14 protein-coding genes and 1 pseudogene are annotated in these 14,367 nt (G+C 67.8%); 3 read left to right on the top strand and 12 right to left on the bottom strand.

The window, feature by feature from the left end; translation table 11 throughout:
* Together JO059_RS13680 and JO059_RS13675 are read right to left on the bottom strand one after the other, a co-directional pair.
* Positions 1 to 3,618, bottom strand: a 3,618-nt coding sequence (locus JO059_RS13680; protein WP_293319520.1) for a DEAD/DEAH box helicase, incomplete at its 3' end; no start/stop codon positions are given.
* Positions 3,619 to 3,662: 44 nt separating this feature from the next.
* On the bottom strand, positions 3,663 to 4,325 hold the full coding sequence (locus JO059_RS13675; RefSeq protein ID WP_293319518.1) for a TetR/AcrR family transcriptional regulator: 663 nt from the start codon (positions 4,323 to 4,325) through the stop codon (positions 3,663 to 3,665).
* A gap of 349 nt (positions 4,326 to 4,674) precedes the next feature.
* On the opposite strand from JO059_RS13675, the gene JO059_RS13670 reads away from it, so the two are divergent.
* The gene (locus JO059_RS13670; RefSeq protein ID WP_293319516.1) at positions 4,675 to 5,058 is read left to right on the top strand and encodes a hypothetical protein; all 384 of its coding nucleotides are present in this window, start codon (positions 4,675 to 4,677) and stop codon (positions 5,056 to 5,058) included.
* Here the strand turns inward: JO059_RS13670 and usfY are convergent.
* Both usfY and JO059_RS13660 read right to left on the bottom strand, forming a co-directional pair.
* On the bottom strand, positions 5,025 to 5,363 hold the full coding sequence (gene usfY, locus JO059_RS13665; RefSeq protein ID WP_293319514.1) for a protein UsfY: 339 nt from the start codon (positions 5,361 to 5,363) through the stop codon (positions 5,025 to 5,027). The genes JO059_RS13670 and usfY overlap by 34 nt on opposite strands.
* A 58-nt stretch (positions 5,364 to 5,421) precedes the next feature.
* A complete protein-coding gene (locus tag JO059_RS13660) occupies positions 5,422 to 5,802 on the bottom strand; it encodes a phage holin family protein (protein WP_293319512.1) in 381 nt (126 codons plus the stop codon).
* 392 nt (positions 5,803 to 6,194) lie between these two features.
* On the opposite strand from JO059_RS13660, the gene JO059_RS13655 reads away from it, so the two are divergent.
* Positions 6,195 to 6,632, top strand: coding sequence for an anti-sigma factor (locus tag JO059_RS13655; RefSeq protein ID WP_293319510.1), 438 nt, complete (start codon positions 6,195 to 6,197; stop codon positions 6,630 to 6,632).
* Entirely contained in the window at positions 6,629 to 7,417 is a 789-nt protein-coding gene (locus tag JO059_RS13650; protein WP_293319508.1) for an RNA polymerase sigma factor SigF, read from the top strand. Before JO059_RS13655 ends, JO059_RS13650 begins: the two co-directional genes overlap by 4 nt.
* Here the strand turns inward: JO059_RS13650 and JO059_RS13645 are convergent.
* The 8 genes and pseudogenes from JO059_RS13645 to JO059_RS13610 form a co-directional block, all read right to left on the bottom strand.
* Positions 7,397 to 7,831, bottom strand: a complete 435-nt coding sequence (locus JO059_RS13645) for an STAS domain-containing protein (protein WP_293319506.1) — start codon at positions 7,829 to 7,831, stop codon at positions 7,397 to 7,399. The genes JO059_RS13650 and JO059_RS13645 overlap by 21 nt on opposite strands.
* A gap of 237 nt (positions 7,832 to 8,068) precedes the next feature.
* Positions 8,069 to 9,871, bottom strand: a complete 1,803-nt coding sequence (locus JO059_RS13640) for an acetyl/propionyl/methylcrotonyl-CoA carboxylase subunit alpha (protein ID WP_293319504.1) — start codon at positions 9,869 to 9,871, stop codon at positions 8,069 to 8,071.
* A 111-nt stretch (positions 9,872 to 9,982) separates the two neighbouring features.
* On the bottom strand, positions 9,983 to 10,423 hold the full coding sequence (locus JO059_RS13635; RefSeq protein ID WP_293319502.1) for a SufE family protein: 441 nt from the start codon (positions 10,421 to 10,423) through the stop codon (positions 9,983 to 9,985).
* Complete coding sequence (locus JO059_RS13630) at positions 10,423 to 11,325, bottom strand: sulfurtransferase (RefSeq protein ID WP_293319500.1); 903 nt, start codon at positions 11,323 to 11,325, stop codon at positions 10,423 to 10,425. Before JO059_RS13630 ends, JO059_RS13635 begins: the two co-directional genes overlap by 1 nt.
* Before the next feature lie 88 nt (positions 11,326 to 11,413).
* Positions 11,414 to 12,046 carry a nucleoside triphosphate pyrophosphatase gene (locus JO059_RS13625; protein ID WP_293319498.1) on the bottom strand — a complete coding sequence of 211 codons (633 nt, stop codon included), beginning with the start codon at positions 12,044 to 12,046 and terminating at the stop codon, positions 11,414 to 11,416.
* Positions 12,043 to 12,282 carry an acyl-CoA carboxylase subunit epsilon gene (locus tag JO059_RS13620; protein WP_293319496.1) on the bottom strand — a complete coding sequence of 80 codons (240 nt, stop codon included), beginning with the start codon at positions 12,280 to 12,282 and terminating at the stop codon, positions 12,043 to 12,045. The genes JO059_RS13625 and JO059_RS13620 overlap by 4 nt, the downstream gene beginning before the upstream one ends.
* 14 nt (positions 12,283 to 12,296) lie before the next feature.
* Positions 12,297 to 13,946, bottom strand: coding sequence for an acyl-CoA carboxylase subunit beta (locus JO059_RS13615; RefSeq protein WP_293319494.1), 1,650 nt, complete (start codon positions 13,944 to 13,946; stop codon positions 12,297 to 12,299).
* A gap of 89 nt (positions 13,947 to 14,035) precedes the next feature.
* Positions 14,036 to 14,367, bottom strand: a pseudogene (locus JO059_RS13610) (hypothetical protein); the annotation flags it as partial.

Raw genomic sequence — 14,367 nt, 5'->3', positions numbered from 1 at the left:
CAGCTGCGCGGATTCGCTGGGGTGCAGCGCAACCCAGCCGTCGCTGCGCGAGATCGCACCGGCACCCGACCAGATGACCTCGCCGCTCGCAAGCAGTTCGTCGAGCATCGCGGGGGAGTAGTCCCGGATTCGCGGCGCCAGTACCAGCGGCTCGATCGCCGAGGCCGGAAGCCGAACCCCGGCCAGCTGATCGATCACCGACATCAGCCCGTCCAGCCCGGACTGGGCCGGGGAAGCAGAGGCGGCCAGGTGGTGCCAGGCCGGCAGGAACCTCCCGTATGCGGCGGTGCTCACCGGCTCGACCTGCGCGCGCAGCGCTGCCAGCGACCGCCTTCGCAGGATGCGCAACACGTCGGTGTCGCACCACTGCTCGCCGCCGGCCGCGACCGGCGCTGCCGTCACGAAGTCGCCGCGGACCAACCGCCCGTCGGCGGCCAGTCGGCCCAACACGTCGGCCGTCACCCGCAGTCCCAGGCCGAACCGGGCAGCGGCCTCGGCGGTGGTGAACGGGGTGTGCGTACGCGCATAGCGTCCCAGCAGTTCACCCAGGGGGTCCGCGACTGCCTCCGTGAAGGCGGCCGGCACGCCCATGGGGACCGCCACACCGACGCCGTCGCGCAGCCGGCCGATGTCTTCGACGGCCACCCACCAGGTCCGGCCCGCGAAAGACACGGTCAGGGCACGCCTGGCCGCGCGCAGACCCTCCAGCCAGCCGCCGATACCGGTCCCGTCGGTGGCGCCGGCCCGCTCGGCGACCTCCTGCGCTGTCAGCGGGCCCAGCAGACGCAACAGGTCCGCCACCCCTTCCGCGTCGCGGGCCGTTCGGTCGTCCGACAGGTGCTGCAACTGCCGGGCGGTCGCGGCGACGACGTCCGGGTCGAGCAGCTCCCGCAGTTCCACCCGGCCCAGCAGCTCCGCGAGCAGCGAGCTGTCCAGCGACAGCGCCGCCGCGCGGCGCTCGGCCAGGGGGGTGTCGCCCTCGTACATGAACGCGCCGACGTAACCGAACAGCAGGGACGCCGCAAAGGGCGAGGGCCGTGTGGTCTCCGCCTCAAGCACCCGCACCCGGCGGTGCGCGATGCCTGCCATCAGCTCGACCAAGGCGGGGACGTCGTAAACGTCCTGCAGGCATTCGCGGATGGTCTCCAGGACGACCGGGAAATCGGGGTATTTGCGGGCCACCTCGAGCAGCTGCGCGGCGCGCTGCCGTTGTTGCCACAGCGGCGAGCGGCGGCCGGGTTGGCGGCGAGGCAACAGCAGTGCGCGGGCCGCGCATTCGCGGAACCGCGACGCGAACAGCGCCGAACCACCCACTTCCGCGGTGACGATCGGATCGATCTCGTCGCTGTCGAAGACGAAGAGCTCCGCGCCCGGCGGGGCGTCGGCGGCGGCCAGGTCGGACACCGTGTCGGGCAGTCGCACCACGATGCCGTCGTCGGAGGCGGTGGGCTTCTCGTCGATGCCGTAGCGCTCCCGCAGGCGCCGCCCCACCGCCAGCGCGAGCGGTCCGTGCACGCGCAGCCCGTACGGCGAATGCAGGATCACCCTCCAGTCGCCCAGCTCGTCGCGGAACCGTTCGACCAGCAGGGTCGTGTCGGTGGGCACCACGCCGGCGGCGGTCCGTTGCTCGTCCAGCAGGTTCCGCAGATTGTCGGTCGCGTAAGCGTCGAAACCTAAAGCGGCGCAGCGCTTCTCGAACTGCTCGCGCCTCATCTCGGCCAGCTCGCCGGTGAGCGCGCCGAGGGCGGCGCCGAGCTCGGCAGGGCGGCCGACGTCGTCGCCGCGCCAGAATGGCAACCGGGCGGGCTGTCCCGGCGCGGGAATGACCAGCACCCGGTCGTGGGTGATCTCGGTGATGCGCCAGCTGGTGGCGCCCAAAGAGATGACATCACCCGGGCGCGACTCGTAGACCATCTCCTCGTCGAGTTCGCCCACGCGCGAGGGCTTCTGCGAATCTTCGACAGAAGAAGCCAGGTATACGGTGAACAGGCCGCGATCGGGGATGGCGCCGCCGGAGGTGACCGCCAGCCGCTGCGCTCCGGGCCGGGCGGTCAGCGTGCCGGTTTGGCGGTCGTAGACCAACCGTGGTCGCAACTCCGCGAAGTCGGTGGACGGATACTTGCCGGACAGCAGGTCCAGCGTGGCCTCGTAGGCGCTGCGCGGCAGCGTTGCGAACGGCGCGCTGCGGCGCACGGTGTCGAACCAGCGGTCGGCGTCCAGCGGCTCCAGCGCGGCCGCCGCCACGGTCTGTTGCGCCAGAATGTCCAGGGGGTTGGCGGGCACGCGCATTGCCTCGATCTGGCCGGCGAGCATCCGGTGCACCGTCACCGCGCAGCCGATGAGGTCGGTGCGGTGCTTGGGGAACAGGACCCCTCGCGACACTTCGCCGACCTGGTGCCCGGCCCTGCCAATGCGTTGCAGGCCGCTGGCCACTGACGGCGGCGCCTCCACCTGGATCACTAGGTCGACCGCCCCCATGTCGATGCCCAGCTCCAGGCTGGACGTCGCCACCACCGCCTTCAACAGCCCGCGTTTGAGGTCCTCCTCGACCAGCGCGCGCTGCTCCTTGCTTACCGAACCGTGGTGGGCGCGCGCGAGAACCGCCTCGGCGCCGAGGGTCTGGCCCGAGCCCATGATGTGTGCCGGCGCACCGCCGGGCACGCTCGGATTGGCCTCCGACGGGAGCGCGAGGCCGCAGCGTTCGGCGTGGATCTCGTTGAGCCGGGCGGTCAGTTTTTCCGCCAGCCGCCGTGAGTTGGCGAACACGATCGTCGAGTTGTGCGATTCGATCAGGTCGACCAGGCGTGCCTCGACGTCGGGCCAGATGGTGTTGTTCGCCAGGTTGGCCATGTCGGGCACCGGCACCTGCACGCTCAGTTCGATGGTTTTGCCCGACGGCGGCGCCACGATCGTCGTCGGGGACTGCCCGGACAGGAACCGGGCCAATTCCTCGGGCGGACGCACGGTCGCGGACAAGCCGATGCGCTGGGCGGGAGGTGCGCCGCGGAGTTCTTGTGCCAGATCCTGGAGCCGCTCCAGCGAAACGGCCAGGTGCGCGCCGCGCTTGCCGCCGGCAATGGCGTGAATCTCGTCGACGATAACGGTCTGCACGTCAGCCAGCGTTTCGCGCGCCGCCGAGGTCAGCATGAGAAACAGCGACTCGGGGGTGGTGATCAGCACGTCGGGCGGGTGGGCGATGAGCTGGCGGCGCGAGGCCGGCGGGGTGTCACCCGAGCGGACGCCGACGGATATCCGGGGTACGGGCGCGCCCCGGCGCTCCGCGAGCCTGGTGAGCCCGGCCAGCGGGGTGCGCAGGTTGCGCTCGACATCGACGGCGAGCGCCTTGAGCGGGGAAACGTACAGCACGCGGGTGCCGCCGGGCCGGTCCGACGCCACGGGCACGGCGGGCGATCGGGCGAGGGAATCCAGCGCCCACAGGAATGCCGCCAGCGTCTTGCCCGATCCCGTCGGCGCTATCACCAGGGTGTTGTCGCCGTCTGCAATGGCGTCCCATGCCTGCGCCTGTGCCGCGGTCGGGGCGGTGAAGGTGCTGCCGAACCACTCGCGGGTGATCGCGCTGAATCGGGCCAGCGGGTCGCGGGAGGTTCGAGTGGTCACCCGATCATCGTGCCAAGCAACACCGACAAAACCGGCGTGCCCGCCTACAGCCTCGCGGTGGCCATGGCCTCGGCCAGCTCGGGCGGTATCTCCGGCACCCGCGCGATGGCGTCCATCAGCGCGTGCGCACAGGCGTCGGCGAGCCGCTCGGCGTCCGTCGTCGGGTCCATGATGCGCTGAACGCACAACTCGAAGGTGAAGGCCAGCCAGCCGGAAATGATCACCCGCAGGTCCCGCTCGACGTCCGGGTCCAGCGAATGTGCGGGGACCGAGGCCACCACCTCACCGATGCGGGACATGATGTGTTCGCGCTGGCGGTTCTTGGCCTCGTCGTCGATGCCGAGCAGAACCGGGTCCGATCGGCCGAGACCGACGTAGGCGGCCCACGCGGCCTCCGGGTTCGACTGGTGGTAGGCCATGTACGCCAACACACCGCTCCGGATCTCCTCGAACATCGTCATGCCGGCCGAAGGCGGGTTGTTCGTGGCCTCGTACAGACGATCGGCCTCGTCTTTGACAACCGCGGCGAAAAACGCCCGTTTGTCGGGGAAGTAGTGATACATCAGCGCCCGGGAAACGCCTGCGCGTTCGGCGATCTCGTCGATGCGGACTTCGTCGTACGGTCGCTTCCCGAAGACTTCTGCGCCCAAAGCGAGCAGTTCGGCCCGTCGATCGTCAGGGGACAACCGCCTCCTAGCTGTGGGCATGTGTCAGATAGTACCCATCGGCCATGAGACGTCCCCGAAAACGGCTGTGGCAACCTTTCGTGGTTGCGCTGCCGTCCGCTTACACACGTCCTCCGGTCCACCCGCCGCAGAGGCCGTTTCACACCCCCGAAATCGGCATGGCCAGCCCGCCCGTGCGCGGGGGGTTTACGGCCCTGACCTAGGACGAAGGCGGTTTACGGTACGTCGTCATGGGGTATCTGGTTGAATGCGATCCACCACCGGAAGCCGGGATCTCAAGGTGGTCGGAATAGTCGTTCATCGGGCGTAACCAAATCGGCACAGCGAACGATGTACTAACCGCAGCAGGCGCGGGACACGAGGGGCTGGGATGCAGAGAATAGGGGAGCGGTCGCCGGGGGACCGCTTGGGCCAGGAGGACGCCGAGGTTCGCGGCGCGATCCGGTTTGCGGTGTTAGGCGCCGCGGCGGGCCTCGGGTTCGTGGTACTGGCGGCCTTATGGGTCAGCACCTGTCCGGGGATGACCGTCGACACCGCGGCATGCGGGCCGCCCCAGCGGACCTCGCTGGCCTTCGGCGGCCCGCTGATACTGTTCGCTGCCGGAGTGTGGTCGTTCCTGCGCACCTATCGCGTGTGGAAGGCGCACGGCACGTGGTGGGGATGGCACGGCGCCGGCTGGTTTCTGTTGACGCTGATGGTGGTGACCCTCGGTCTCGCGGTTCAGCCGATTGCCGGGCCGGTGCTGGCCCTCTGACGAGGCACGCCGGGGCGCACCTCGCGCGAGCGCTCGTGCCATTGCTCATCGATGTGGGTCACCCGGCGGCACTCGACGACGAACCACAGTGCCCCGGCGACCATTCCGAGCGCGGCGATGAGCACCGTCGTGGGCACCCATTCGTAGTGCCGGTACGCGGCAGCGGCGATCGCGCTGATGACCCCGAAGACGCCAACGGCGAACAAGATGAAGCCGGGCCAGAAGAGGTTGTCCTTCATGGTGATACCGGCGTGCGGTTGCGTGGTCCGGAAGTGGTCGCTTGGATCGTGATGCCTGTCTCCCATGACCTACCGTCCTTTCCCGTCCTTAGCCCCTAATCTTCCTTCTCCGCTGCCGATTTGCTCAGGCGGACCCGGCCGGGTTGCGGACGAGCGCGTCGGGAAGCGAGATCGCGCCGACCGTCGTCACCAGCCAGACCACAATCGTCGCGGCAAGCCAGGACGCAAATCCGTGAATGGCCAGCCCGTGAGTCAACGCCGAGGCGAGAACCATGGCGAAGACCGTCGATGCCAAGCCTGTGGCCCCGAGGAGCAACGATGCGTATGCATGGGGCAGTCTCAAGATCAATGGCGACAGCACCGCCTGTGTCGCCGCAAACACCGCGACCGCGACGACGAACCCCGGCAGTGACACCGAGACATCGGGAACGACCAGGGCCGCCACCACCAATCCGATTGCCCACGCACCGAGCAGCACGACAGTCCGCAACAGTATTTGCCACATGGCCACAAGTGTAGGTCGACAGCGAGCCGTTAAGAACCATGTTCAAGCATCGAAAAGCGCGCCTCCAGCTTCGCGCCCGGCCCGCGGATCCCATCGCCGGCGGGGGTTATTCGCCGCGGCAAGTGGGTATCAGCTCTACACCATGATGAGTGCCGGAAGGGTTGCATGCGCGCGCTCACCCCGTCGTCGGGGACAGAATCGCGAAAACACCCATATCACCCATATCTGTGTGTGCTGCCAGAACCACCGCCGTGCGCGCAGGCCCGTCATCTCGGGCCCGCCCCGGTCGGGCCGAATGTCGGGTGGTGATCATGAATAGCCCGCTGGGACGAACCGTCAAGGGCGGGCCGTCCAACCGTAGTAGTCTCAATCGGACATTGCCGGGAGGTCAGATGACCGATGCGGGATCGCGCGCCGATGTGGGTCAACGGGGCCAGCGCGCCGTCGAGTTGCATGTTGCTGCGCGCCTCGAGAATTTGGCGATGCTAAGGACGCTCGTCGGGGCCATCGGCACCTTCGAGGACTTGGATTTCGATGCCGTGGCGGACCTGCGACTGGCGGTCGACGAGGTGTGCACCCGGTTGATCCGCTCGGCGACACCGGGCGCGACGCTCGTCGTCGTCGTCGACCCGCACGACGACGAGTTGGTGGTCGAGGCGTCCGCGGCGTGCGACACCCACGACGTCGTGGCGCCCGGGAGCTTCAGCTGGCATGTGCTGACCTCGTTGGCCGACGATGTGCAGACCTTCCACGACGGCCGCGAACCCGACGAGAGCGGCAGCGTTTTCGGTATCACCTTGACGGCGCGACGGGCGGCCACCAGCAGGTGACGGCGGGGGCTGCCGGCGGTTCGGTTTCGCGGCCGAACGAATATGCCGATGTTCCAGACATGTTCCGCGAGTTGGCGAGTATCACTCCCGACTCGATGGAATTTCAGCGCCAGCGCGACAAGATCGTCGAGCGGTGCCTGCCGCTCGCCGATCACATCGCCCGGCGGTTCGAGGGCCGGGGGGAACCACGCGACGACTTGGTTCAGGTGGCGCGGGTCGGGCTGGTCAACGCGGTGGTCCGCTTTGATGTCGAGACCGGCTCGGATTTCGTCTCGTTCGCGGTGCCCACGATCATGGGGGAGGTCCGTCGTCACTTCCGCGACAACAGTTGGTCGGTCAAGGTTCCGCGGCGGCTGAAAGAGCTGCACTTGCGGCTCGGCAGCGCCACCGCCGATCTGTCTCAACGGCTCGGACGGGCGCCGACGGCCACCGAACTTGCCGCGGAACTCGGCATGGAGCGCGACGAGGTCGTCGAGGGCCTGGTGGCGGGGAGTTCCTACAACACCTTGTCCATCGACACCGGCGGCGGCAGCGATGACGACGATGCTCGGGCAATCGCCGATACGTTAGGGGACGTGGACGCCGGTCTCGACCGCATCGAGGATCGCGAGGCTTTGCGTCCCTTGCTCGAAGCGCTGCCCGAGCGGGAACGCATGGTGTTGGTACTCAGGTTCTTCGAGTCGATGACGCAAACGCAGATCGCCGAGCGCGTCGGCATCTCCCAGATGCACGTGTCCCGGCTGCTGGCCAAGTCGCTGACGCGGCTACGGGACCAGTTGCAGTAGGGGCCCCGAGTCCTCGCCTTCACTGCCGGTCGATCGCAGCCGCCGCTGGACTCCCCGCGGGGGCGGAGGTGCCGTCAGCGGCAGAGTGCCGTCGGGGTCGCAGATGCGCAACAACCGTGAAACTGCGGCGCTTGGCACCATCGCCCATTGCACCTGGGCGCGCGAGCATGCGACGTTGACGTGGTGCAGTGCCGAAAAGCCGGCTGTGCCAATGAATTCCACGCCCCGCAGATCCAGCATCACCCGCCGCGAATGCATGACCTTGCGTTCCACGTACGACGCGAGCTGGTAGGCATTGGCGGCGTCGAGCTCGCCGTGCACAGTGATCACCGTGCCCGAGCGGCTCCAGCGAGCGCTGAACTGGGCCGTGCGGCTCAGTTGCCAAGATTGCGCCACAGACATGTCTGACTCCATCGTTGGGAGGATCGTGCTGTGGATACGTCGGGCGAGCGCTTAAGCTTCGGGAGCTTTGAACGGGAAGTCGCCCTTGCCTGGCGCGGCGGTCGGCGTGCCCGACGCTATCCGTACGGCTGTGAACTCAACCTGGCTCGAACCCTACTCTCGGAGCGTCGGGGGAGACAATCTCCTGTGGATTCTCTGAACTGATTCTCAGGAACGCTGGTGGGCACAGCGTTGTCGCCGAAAGGTTGGTTACTTGATCTCGGCCAGCACCGTGCCCTGGGTGATGGCCGCACCCGCCTCGACTGCAAGGCCGGTGATGGTGCCGTCCTTGTGGGCGGTGACCGGGTTCTCCATCTTCATCGCCTCGAGGACGACCACCAGGTCGCCGGCGGCAACCTCCTGTCCCTCCTCGACCGCAACCTTGACGACCGTGCCCTGCATCGGAGCGGTTACCGCGTCGCCGGATGCCACCGCGCCCGCGTGGGACCCTCGCTTGCGCGGCTTTGGCTTCTTGCGAATGACCCCCGGGGGATCGCCGGCGCCGTTGGACAGCGCCAGATCGCCGGGCAGCGAGACCTCGAGCCGGCGGCCGCCGACCTCGACGACGACCTTCTGACGTGGCCGGGTGTCTTCTTCCTCCAGGGGTTCGCCGCCGGTGAACGGCTCGATGGTGTTGTTCCACTCGGTCTCGATCCAGCGGGTGTGCACCGAGAATCCTGGGGAAGCACCGTCGTCACCGATGAACGCCGGGTCGGACACCACGGCACGGTGGAAGGGGATCACGGTCGCGAGGCCTTCGACCTCGAACTCGTCGAGCGCGCGGCGGGCACGCGCCAGCGCCTCGGAACGATCGGCGCCGTAGACGATCAGCTTGGCCAACATCGAGTCGAACTGACCGCCGATCACCGACCCCGTCTCGACACCGGAATCCAACCGCACACCCGGACCGCTGGGCGGGTGGAACTTGGTCACCGGTCCCGGGGCGGGCAGGAAGTTGCGCCCGGCGTCCTCGCCGTTGATCCGGAACTCGATCGCGTGCCCACGCGGCGTCGGATCCTCGGTGATGTCCAGCTTTTCGCCGTTGGCGATCTTGAACTGTTGGAGCACCAAGTCGATGCCCGCGGTTTCCTCGGTGACCGGGTGTTCGACCTGAAGGCGGGTGTTGACCTCCAGGAACGAGATCAGGCCGTCCTGGCCCACCAGGTACTCGACCGTCCCGGCGCCGTAGTAATGCGCCTCTTTACAGATCCGTTTGGCGGATTCGTGGATCTCCTTGCGCTGCGCGTCGGTCAGGAATGGCGCCGGCGCCTCCTCGACCAGCTTCTGGAAGCGGCGCTGCAGCGAGCAGTCGCGCGTACCGGCCACGACGACATTGCCGTGCTGGTCGGCGATCACCTGAGCCTCGACGTGGCGCGGCTTGTCGAGGTAGCGCTCGACGAAGCACTCCCCGCGGCCGAAAGCGGACACCGCTTCGCGTACCGCCGACTCGTAGAGCTCGGGAATCTCGTCGATGGTCCGGGCCACCTTCATGCCCTTGCCGCCACCGCCGAAGGCGGCCTTGATGGCGACGGGCACGCCGTATTCCTTGGCGAAGGCCACCACCTCATCGGCGTCCTTGACGGGGTCGGGCGTGCCCGGCACCAGTGGGGCCTGGGCGCGCGCGGCGATGTGGCGGGCGGTCACCTTGTCGCCCAGGTCGCGGATCGACTGCGGGCTGGGCCCGATCCAGATCAGCCCGGCGTCGATGACGGCCTGAGCGAAGTCGGCGTTCTCCGACAGGAAGCCGTAGCCGGGATGGATAGCGTTGGCGCCCGATTTCTCCGCGGCGTCAAGGAGCTTGGCGAAATCCAGGTAGGACTCGCCGGACGTCTGACCGCCCAGGGCAAACGCCTCATCGGCCAGCCGCACGTGCGGTGCGTCGGCGTCCGGCTCGGCGTACACCGCCACGCTGGGCAGGCCCGCGTCGCGGGCAGCGCGGATCACCCGGACCGCGATCTCGCCACGATTGGCGACGAGCACCTTGGAGATCCTTGAGCTGGCGTGACTAGGCACTGCGCCTCCTGTAGAACTGGACGTCTTCGTCTCTAAGAGATTTTCTTACAAGTCTTGTCCCGGGAAGTTTATGCGCCGCGCCGTGAGCCCTGATACCCGGTCTCCACTCAATCAGGAGTCGCGCTCGGAGTCGTTCAGGCGCCGCTTGATGCGGGCAAGCATCGCCGACATCCCACGCAACCGCAGCGGGCTGATGAGGGCGGCCAGGCCAAGGTCGGTGTAGAAATCCTCTGGGACCGCCAGAATGTCGGCCGCAGGTTGTTCGTCCAGGCCGGCCGCCAGGATAGAGGCGAATCCCCTCGTGGTCGGTGCTTCGGCGGGCGCGCTGAAGTGCAGCCGCACCCGATCCCGGTCGCTCGCGTCGACGTGCAGGAAGAGGGGCGACTGACACTCGGGGACGGGCTCCATCGCTGCTTCTTCGAGTTCGGCGGGCAGGGCCGGGAGTTCATCGGCGAACTCCAGCAGCAACTTCAGCTTGTCCTGGCCCCCGACCTCGGCGAATTCCGATACCACCTCGGCCAGCGGGGCAGGCAGGCCCGCGGGAGCCGCCATCAGGCCGGCACCACTCCGGTTGCCGATCCCGGGCTTTCGCCCGCAACGATGGGCACACGCACGGTGTTGCCCCACTCGGTCCAGGATCCGTCGTAGTTGCGCACGCCCGGCTTGCCCAGCAGGTGGGTGAGCACGAACCAGGTGTGGCTGGACCGCTCGCCGATGCGGCAATAGACGACGGTCTTGTCGTCCGGGCTCAGGAAGCCGTACAGCTCTTCGAGCTCCTCGCGGCTGCGGAACCGACCGGTCTCGTCGACCGCCTTGCCCCACGGAATCGAGCGGGCCGTGGGGATGTGACCGGCGCGCAGTGCGCCTTCCTCGGGGTAGTCCGGCATGTGGGTGCGCTTGCCGGTGTACTCGTCGGGGGAGCGCACGTCGATCAGCGGCTGGCTGCCGAGGGCGCCCAGCACGTCGTCCTTGAACGCGCGGATGGGTTCGTCGTTGCGCTGGACGACGGGATAGCCGGTCGACGTCTTGGTCGGCACGTCCAGGGTGGTGTCGCGGCGCTCGGACATCCAAAGGTCGCGCCCGCCGTTGAGCAGGCGCACATCGGGGTGCCCGAACAAGGTGAAGACCCATAGGGCATAGGCCGCCCACCAATTGCTCTTGTCGCCGTAGATCACCACGGTGTCATCGCGGACAATGCCCTTGCGGTTCATCAGCTCGGCGAACTGCTCGCCGTTGATGTAGTCCCTGACCCTGGGGTCGTTGAGATCGGTGTGCCAGTCGATCTTGACCGCGCCGGGAATATGGCCGACGTCGTAGAGCAGGACGTCCTCGTCGGATTCGACGATCGCCAGACCGGGTGCGCCCATGTTGGCGGACAACCAGTCGGCAGTGACGAGCCGTTCGGGGTGCGCGTAGGCCGCGAGGGTCGGGCTTGGATCCGGGGGTAATGCCACGATTTCGAGCCTACCCATCCCCGTCCGCCCAGCGGCGACCTGTTGCGGGCGAATTCGCGGGGTCTGTCCGACAATTCCACGCTCGGCGTCAGTTACCGGCCCACAGAGCGGCCACCGACAGGTCCACCCGCTGTAGCAGCGAGCGCAGCATCGGCAGGCTCACGCCGATCACGTTCGACGGGTCTCCGTCGACACCGTCGACGAACCAGCCGCCCAGGCCGTCGAGGGTGAAACCTCCGGCCACGTGCAGTGGTTCGCCGTTGGCGACATAAGCGTGCAGGTCCGCGTCCGTGGGCATAGCAAAATGCACTGTGGTGCAAGCGGACTCAACTTCGCGGTCGGTGATCTTTGCGTCGCTCAGCCGCAGCAGGCAGTGGCCTGTGTGGAGGCGACCGGACTGGCCGGCCATGAGGCGCCACTGGCTGACGGCGGCTTCCGGCGAGCCGGGCTTACCGCACAGCCGGCCGCCGATGTCGAGCATCGAATCACAGCCAAGGACAACGCAGTCCGAGGCGACGACGCCCTGCAGCCCGCCGGCCACCCGCTCGGCCTTGGCCGCGGCGAGGGCGCACACCACCTCCTCGGGCGAGGCGTTCGGTCCCAGGGCCCCGGTGAGGCGATCCTCGTCGACCCCCGAGACGACGACCAGCGGCTCAATTCCGGCCTGGCGAAGGACTTTGAGCCGGCCGGGCGAGGCCGACGCCAGCACCAACCGGGTCAATGCTTGAGGTGGAACATCTGGTGCATCATGAGCCGCTGATAGTTGGACATCTCAAAGCGCAGCCGGTCGACCGGAAGCCCCCACCGGGAGCGTTCGGTTTGTTCCGGCTCGGGCGCACCACCGCCGGCGCTGCCCAGCACGGCCAGCAGCGCGGCCAACTCCTCGACACTGGGCTGTCCCTTGAGGATCCGGATGTGCGGCTCGTGCGGCTGTTGCGTCGCGCCCTCGTCGGTCATAGCGGGATCGTTGATCACAGCGGGATGTTCCCGTGCTTCTTGGGCGGCAGGTGCGAGATCTTTCGTTCGAGCAGGCGCAGGGCCGTGGCAATGTAGCCGCGCGTGTGCGACGGCGGGATCACCGCGTCGACGTAACCCCGCTCGGCGGCGACGTACGGGTTGACGAGGGTGTCCTCGTACTCCTGCTGCAACTGCAGGCGCAGCGCCTCGACGTCCTTGCCCTCTTTGGCGGCTTCGGCCAGCTGCTTGCGATAGACGAACCCGACGGCGCCCGATGCACCCATGACGGCGATCTGAGCCGTCGGCCAGGCGATGTTGACGTCGCAGCCCATGTCCTTGGATCCCATGACGCAGTAGGCGCCGCCGTAGGCCTTGCGGGTGATGACGGTGATCTTCGGCACGGTGGCCTCGCCGTAGGCGTACAACAGCTTGGCGCCCCGCCGGATGATGCCGTTGTATTCCTGGTCGGTGCCGGGGAGAAAGCCAGGGACGTCCACCAACATCACGATCGGGATGTTGAAGCAGTCGCAGGTCCGGACGAACCGCGCGGCCTTCTCCGAGGCGTTGATGTCGAGGCAGCCGGCGAAATGGGTCGGCTGGTTTGCGACGATGCCGACCGGCCGGCCCTCGATGCGACCGAATCCCACCACGATGTTCTGCGCGTAACCGGCCTGGACCTCCAGAAACTCATCCTCGTCGAGGATGCGGGTGATCACCTCGTGCATGTCGTAGGGCTGGTTCGGCGAGTCGGGGATCAGGGTGTCGAGCTCCATGTCCTCGGCCGTGAGGTTGTCCTCGATGGCGCCTTCGGGATGAGGCTCGGCGTAGCGAGGCGGGTCGGTGAAGTTGTTGGGCGGCAGGTAGCTCAGCAGGTCGCGCACCCAGTCGAAGGCGTCCTGTTCGCCCGAGGCCACGTAATGCGCCGTACCGGACTTGGCCATGTGCGTGTGGGCGCCGCCGAGCTCTTCCATGGTGACGTCCTCACCCGTGACGGTCTTGATGACGTCCGGTCCGGTGATGAACATCTGGCTGGTCTGGTCGACCATCACCACGAAGTCCGTCAGGGCGGGGGAGTAGACGTGTCCACCGGCGGCGGCCCCCATGATCAGCGAGATTTGCGGGACGACGCCGGAGGCCAGGATGTTGTTGCGGAAGATGCGGCTGTACAGGCCGAGCGAGACGACGCCCTCCTGGATGCGCGCGCCCGCACCGTCGTTGATGCCGATCAGGGGACGCCCGGTCTTGATCGCGAGTTCCTGGACCTTGACGATCTTCTCGCCGTACACCTCGCCGAGGCTGCCTCCGAACACCGTGGCGTCCTGGCTGAAGATGCACACGTCGCGCCCGTCGATGGTGCCGTAGCCGGTGACCACACCGTCGCCGAGCGGCCGGTTCTCGGCCAGGCCGAAGTTGCTGCTGCGGTGGCGGGCCAGCGCGTCGAGCTCGACGAACGACTCGTCGTCCAGTAGGGCGTAGATGCGCTCGCGGGCCGTCAGCTTGCCCTTGGCATGCACCTTCTCGACGGCGGCCTCGCCCACCGGATGCAGCGACTCTTCCCGCCGCCTCCGCAGCTCCTCCAGCTTGCCCGCGGTGGTGTGGATGTCGATCGTGTGCTCGCCCGCAGGTTCTGCGGAATGGGCCGAGCGGTCGGTAACGCTTGTCATGGGTCTCGATGGTATCGGCAGGCCCCACGGTAGGTCCGCGTGCCATGCGGGCCTGCGACGCGCGATGCCCGCATGTCGATCTCCTCCGCCTAGAAAGGCGGCGGTTCGTCCGGGTCGGGGTTGTAGCCGGGTGGCGGTTTGTCTCGGCGCGCGCGGGCTTGGGCTTCGGCTGTGGCTTCGCGGGCTTCCCGATTCTGTCGGCGTTCGGTGGCGATGCGTGCGGCGCGGTTTTGGGTGCGGGTGCGGCGGCGTTTGGGCATCATGGCGCTGCGTTGGGCGCAGTAGTCTGCCGGTGGGTCGGCTTCGGGGGTGGGTATGCCGCCGACCGCGTGGCACAGGCTGGGAAACAGCAGGGCGCTGCCGGGGGTGGTGACATAGGTCTGCCCGGCCGGTGAGGTGAAGATCAGGGTGCCGTCGGGCA

Origin of the sequence: Mycobacterium sp. (assembly GCF_019247615.1) — a bacterium.
In the GTDB taxonomy this organism is placed as follows: Bacteria; Actinomycetota; Actinomycetes; order Mycobacteriales; family Mycobacteriaceae; genus Mycobacterium.
This window is presented reverse-complemented; position numbering and strand designations above follow the sequence as displayed.